The 6,615-nt window shown below is 63.4% G+C and carries 1 pseudogene; it reads right to left on the reverse strand.

From position 1 onward, the window contains the following. Window positions 1-6,461 (reverse strand): annotated as a pseudogene (locus WAN02_RS33875) (ATPase); the annotation flags it as partial. Window positions 6,462-6,615 lie beyond the last annotated feature (154 nt).

A 6,615-nucleotide genomic window follows, 5' to 3' on the forward strand; every position in this document is an offset into this window, starting at 1 on the left:
AGCAAGTCGCGGAGGTAGGCGGTCATCTCGCCGGCCGCGAACGCTGCACCGCGCCGGTGGTCGACGTTGACCCAGTCCGGGGTCAGCTCGGGTAGTTCGTGCCTGTTGATCGCCGCGAAGGCTTCGGCAATCCGCGACCATGTGTGGGTGTAGGCGGCCGCTTCGCCGGCGAGGTAGCGGGCGTCGAGTTCCTCGAAGGCGGCGTCGATATCGTCGAGGTCGAACGTGACGAACGCGACGATCCGCTCATAGGCGTTGATCTCGACTACGCCGAGAGCCTCTGAGAGAAATGGCTCAGGCCCTTGATCGCGGTTCATGAAGCTGCCACGCATTAGGGTGAGGCGCCCCCCGCGGGTCGCCACTACGGTCGACGTTACGTGCGTGATCCCCAGGTCGGCGGTTGCCGCCATGTCCGCGATCTCGGCGTGTCGACCATCGCGGACTCCGGCGCCCACCACTCGACGGCGATCGTCACTGGAGAATCCGTCAGCCAGAATCTCGCCCATGGCAGCCCAGTCGCGCACCGCGAAGTGCGCTTGGAAGCGCTCGGTCACTTGGCTTGCCGCGTTTTCCAGTCGCAGTGCCGGCGGGTGTAATTCGTCGAAGCTCGCGATTGCTCCATCGAGGTCTTCCTCGTCGAAAAACTCGCAGCGGCTTACGCAATCGCCCGCGATCTTCAGCACGGCGATCTGACGCCACTCGGCGCCGGAGCCTTCTTTCGTAGTCCCGTGCACCACGTACGCGACGACGACGCCGATGCCGTTCAGCCGGTGCACATCCTCGATGTAGAACGACGCTTGTGGCATGAGCTCCCACGTCGCGTCGAGAAATGCGGGCAGATCGCCGGGCACGAACGCTCGCCCTCGCCTGTGGTCGACACTGACCACATCTGGCGTCATGCGCGGCCGCTCGTGCCGGTTGAGTGCGACGAAACCCTGCATGACGGCTGAGAACACGGCCGAGTGCGGTGCCGCTTCGCCCGCGAGGTAGCGGGCGTCGAGTGCCGCGACGGCGGCATCGAAGTCGTCGGGGTCGAGGGTGACGATCGCCGCGATCCGGTCGACGGCATCGAGCTCGATGATTGTGAGCACATCAGTGCGGAATGCGTCGGCTCGCGGGTCGCGGCCTGAGGCGCGCGAGCGACTGAGGAGGAGGCGGCTGCCCCGGATCGCAATGGTGTCGAAACTAAGGCGCTTGACGCCAATCTCGGCGAGTGCCGAGAATTCGGCGACCAAGGGGCCGCGGCCTTTTCGGAGTTCAGCGCCCACCACCCGCCGCCGGTCGTCGCGGAAAACGTCGTCAGCCAATGCTTTAGCCAAGCCGTCCCAGTCGCGGGCCGCGAAGTGGGTCTGGATGCGTTCATAGGCTTGCGCCGCAGCGTTTTCCAGGTGCGGGGCCGGTCGGCTGAGTCGATCGAATCTCGCGAGCGCGGCGTCCAGGTCGGCGTCGTCGAACAGCTCGGAGCGGTTCAGCAGGTCGCCATCGACCGTCATGATGTCGATCGTCCGCCACTCAGCCTCGAAGCCCTGCCGCGAGGTCAACTGGGCTGAATGGGTGATGACAGCTCCAAGGCTGTTCAGCCGATGCACGGCCTCGACATAGGGTCTGACTTCTTGGTTGATGTCCCAGCCGGCACGCAGGTATTGCATCAGCTCACCGGGCGCAAAAGCTGTTCCCTTGCGGTGATCGATGTCGACGAAATCGGTTGTGGTTGAGGGCAGCTCGCGCCGGCTCAGCGCAGCGAAGACACTGCTGATCACCGTCCACGTGCGCGCGTGGGCAGCTGCTTCGCCGGCGAGGTAGCGGGCATCGAGCTCGGGGATGGCGGCGTCGAAGTCGTCGCGATCAAACACGACAACACCCGCAATCCGCTCCTGGACATCGATCTCCATGATTTGGAGGGCATCGTTTTCAATCGCTTCGGGGTCAGGGCCTGAAACGCGAATTCTTGTGAGGGCTAGGCGATCACCGCGGGTTGCCAGGACGTCTAACATCGTCATCGTGAAGCCGACATCAACGGTTGCCTTGGCATCTTTGATGTTGGCATCTCGACCATGAAGGATCCCGGCGTTCACCACCCGCCGGCGATCGTCGACGCAGACGTTCTCTGCCGATATCTGAGCCACGGCGTGCCAGTCGCCGGCAGCGATGTACGAGTAAAGGCGCTCGAATACGCGCGTTGCGGTGTTCTCCGGACGCGGCGCCGGTCGACTGAGTTGGTCGAATCGGGCGAGTGCGGCGTCGAGGTATGCTTCGTCGAATATCTCTGTGCGATCGACCAGTTCGCCATCAACTGTAAGAACGGCGATCCCGCGCCACTCGGCGTCGAATCCCTCTTGCGAGGTCCCATGTGCCGCATAAGTGACGACTGCTCCGCGTTCGGTCAGCCGGTGCACGGCCTCGACATAAACCTTGCTGTCTTGGTCCCGGTCCGGCACGGCGCTGATATATGCGATCAGGTCGCCGACCCCCATCGCGAGCTCACGTCGGCGGTCGATGTTGACGCAGTCCGGCGTGGTCAACGGCATCTCGTTACGGTTGATCGCCGCGTAGCTGCCGGAGATAACCGACCACGTGCGCTCGTTGGCTGCCGCTTCACCGGCGAGGTAGCGGGCGTCGAGTTCTGCGATGGCGGCATCGAAGTCGTCGACGTCGAGTGTGACAAACGCGGTCATCCGGTCTTCGGGGCCGATCTCCAGGATGCCGAGCACCTCCACCAGAAAAGCTTCGGACTCTTGATCGGCGTCCGAGAGTTGGAGGCGGACCAGGACAAGACGCTCCCCGCGCGTCGCGATGGTGCTTGACTTGACGTCGTTAGACCACAACTCAACGATCGCATGCGTATTTACCAGCTGGACGTCTCGGTTTATGACTCCCGAGCCCACCACGCGACGGCGATCGTCATTGGTAAAGTCGTCGGCCAGCATCTCTGCCAATGCGTCCCAGTCGCCTGCGATAAGGTGGGTCACGAAGCGATCAGCCAGCCGGCTCGCCGCGTTCTCCAGTCGCGGTGTGGGGCTTAGCTCCTCGAATCTCGCGACCGCGGTGTCCAATTCGTCCTCGTCGAAGACCTCGCAGCGGGTGATCCTGTCACCTTCGACCGTCAAAATGTCGATCGCCCGCCACTCGGCGTCGAAGCCTTCCGGCGAAGTCCCGGACCCGGTGTGGCATACGACCGCACCGAAAGCGTTCAGCCGATACACCGTTTCGATGTGGATGTTGAGGTCTTGTGTGAGGTCCCACATGGCGCGGAGGGAGGCAGTCATGGTGCTGGACGCGAACGGGGTAGCTCGACGGTTGTCGACTGTGACCCAGTCTGCCGCGGGAAGTTCGTGCCGGTTGAACGCAGCATATGCGCCTGCGATGACCGACCACGTGTGTGCGTGGGCTGCCGCTTCACCGGCGAGGTAGCGGGCGTCGAGTTCCGCGATCGCCGCGTCGAAGTCTTCGAGGTCGAGCTCGACCACCGCCTCGATCCGGCCGGCGAGGTTTGTCTCGACGACGCCGAGAAACTCAGCGGTAAACGGTTGCTGCTTCTCTCCGATCTCCGCGCGGTTACGAGTGAGGATGAGGCGGTCTCCGCGAGTCGCGATGACCTCAACCGTGATGTGAGCCCCGAGATCTGCGACTACCCGAAAGTTCTCGATATCGGCATCCCGGCCGCGGCGGATTCCGGCGCCGGTGACCCGCCGCCGATCGTCGCTGTAATGGTCGTCGGCCAGAATCGAAGCGGCAGAGTCCCAGTCGCGCGCATTTGCGTACCCAATGAGGCGCGCGTTGGTCCGGCTTGCCGTGTTCTCAAGCCGCGGTGCCGGCCCGCAGAGTTGGTCGAACCTCGCGATCGCGGTGTCGATGGCTGCCTCGTCGAAGACTTCGCAGCGGTTGACCATGTCGCGTTCGACCGTGAAAACGCTGACCACCCGCCACTCGGCGTGGAAACCCTCTTGCGAGGTCTCATTCGCCACGTGGGTCACGACCCCTCCGAGGTTGTCCAGCCGGTGCACCGCCTCGACGAAGTTGTTCAGGTCAGACGTGACGTTCCATGCGGCGGTGAGTAACTCGGGAATTCCACCAGGCGCGATTGATGTCCCTCGACGGTGGTCGATGTTCACCCAATCTGGTGTCGTCGTGGGAAGTTCGCGCCGGTTGAGCGAGGCGTAACCCTGCATGATGACCGACCATGTGCGTGAGTGGGCGGCCGCTTCGCCGGCGAGGTAGCGCGCGTCGAGTTCGGCGATGGCGGCCTCGAAGTCGTCGGCGTCGAATGTGACGAACGCGAGAATCCGCTCCTCGGCGTCAATCTCGACTATTTGTAGGAGATCGAGGCTCAACGCCTCGGGGTTCTGGTCGCCGCGCCAGTATCGGTCACGAGTTAGGACGAGGCGCCCCCCGCGGGTTGCAATGGTGTCTGACGTAGCGTGAGTCAGCCCAAGGTCGGCGCCTGACCGGAAACTTTCGATCACGGCACCCCGGCCGATGACGCCGCCATTCACCACCCGACGACGATCGTCGCTGTAACAATCGTCGGCCGGTATGTCCGCCAAAGCGGCCCAGTCGCGGGCCGCAAAATACGCCTGAAAGCGTTCATACACATGGCTTGCCGCGTTTTCCAACCGCGGTGCCGGCCCGCAGAGTTGGTCGAACCTCGCGATCGCGGTGTCCAAGTCTGCCTCGTCGAATAGCTCAGAGCGGCTGAAGATATCGCCTTCCACCGCCAGCACGTTGACATCCCGCCACTCGGCGTCGAAGCCCTCTTCTGAGATCCCACGCGCCAGATGCGTGACGACCGCTCCGATCTCGCTGAGCCGATGCACCGCCCCGATGTAGATCTTGGTGTCAGGCGAGTCGTCCCATGCCGCTTGGATGTAGGCGATCATGTCGCCGGGGGCGAAACCTGCTCCGCGACGATGGTCAATGCTCACCCAATCGGGCGTAGTCGCGAGAAGCTCGCGCCGGTTGAAACCGGCATAACCAGCTGCGACGACGGACCACGTGTGCGCGTAGGCGGCGGCTTCGCCTACGAGATAACGGGATTCGAGCTCGGCCATAGCCGCGTCGAAATCTTCGAGGTCGAATGTAACGGCGGCCAGAATCCGCTCGTCCGCGTCGATCTCGATGACGTTGAGGGCATCGTTTTGAATCGCCTTGGGATCGGGGCCGGAGGCGCGAACACGTGCGAGGACGAGACGCTCGCCGCGGATTGCGATGGCGCTCACCATCGATATCGTGAAGCCGACGTCGGCGGCCGCTTGCAAATCTTTGACCACAACATCTCGACCATGTTGGTTCTCTGCTCTCACGACCCTTCGGTGATCGATTCCCGAATAGTTATCGGCCACGAGCTCGGCCAAGGCATCCCAGTCCCGGGCCGCAAAATGTAACCATTCGTTTTCGAATACGCGCGACGCCGCGTTCTCCAGTCGCTGCCCCGGCTGGCCAAGCTGTTCAAACCGCGCGATCGCGGCGTCGAGGTCATCCTCGTCGAATAGCTCGCAGCGGCTGAGCATATCGCCTTCCACCGCCAGCAAGTGGACATCCCGCCACTCGGCGTCGAAGCCTTGTTCTGAGATCCCATGCGCCTGAATGGCGACCACCGCTCCGATCTTGCTGAGCCGATGCACCGCCCCGACGTAGATCTTGTTGGTGTCAGGCGAGTCGTCCCATGCCGCCTGGATGTACGCGATCATGTCGCCGGGCGCGAAACCTGCTCCGCGACGGTGGTCAATGTTCACCCACTCTGGCGTCGTCGCGCCGAGCTCACGCCGGTTGAACGCGGCATATGCAGCTGCGACGGCCGACCACGTCTGCGCGTAGGCGGTAGCCTCACCGGCAAGGTATCGGGCATCAAGTTCCGCGATCGCGGCGTCGAAATCGTCGAGATCGAACGCAACGTACGCCACGATCCTCTGGTCAGTGCCGATTTCCGCGATGCGGAGCATCTCGGTGTGGAACGCGTCGGGCCGCTGGTCTCGACCCGAGAAAACGGTACGAGTGAGGGCGAGCCGCTCTCCACGAAGCGCGAGAACCCGTGACGTGATGTTCTTGACTCCGATGTCCGCGATCGCGCGCGCATTGGCGAGCTCTGTGGCGTGGTCAGCGCCCTCACGGTGGAGTCCTCGGCTCCGGTCGTCGACCCGAACGTCGTCGGCTAACAGCGCGTTGATTTCGTCCCAGCGGCGGTCAGCGAAGAGCTCGTTGACCCGATCGTCGGCTCGAGTCGCGGCATTCTCTAGTCGCCGCGTTTGTGAGCGTTCTTGCTGGAATCGGGCATGCACGGCGTCGAGTTCGGCGATCGCGGCATCGAGGTCTTCGATGTCGAACACAACGAAGAGCGCGATACGACCGTCGTTGTCGAGGCCGAAAAGATGCAGTAGCTCTTCTTGGGGTGCGCCCGGACTCGTGTCAGCAGTGCCGATCTCGAATCGGGTGAGAGCCAGGCGGTCCCCCCGTACGGCGACCACTGCGCGACTGTGCCGCACGCCGCCAACATCGTCACGAATATGCCTTACTCGGCTTGCCCAATCGGTAGGCGTGAGGACTATGGGGGAGAAGCCGACGATCTTCCGGCGGTGTTCGGCGGCGATCTCTGGCGCGAATTGCCTCTCGACCTCATCC

It is taken from the genome of Mycobacterium sp. (assembly GCF_049281135.1).
GTDB lineage: Bacteria > Actinomycetota > Actinomycetes > Mycobacteriales > Mycobacteriaceae > Mycobacterium.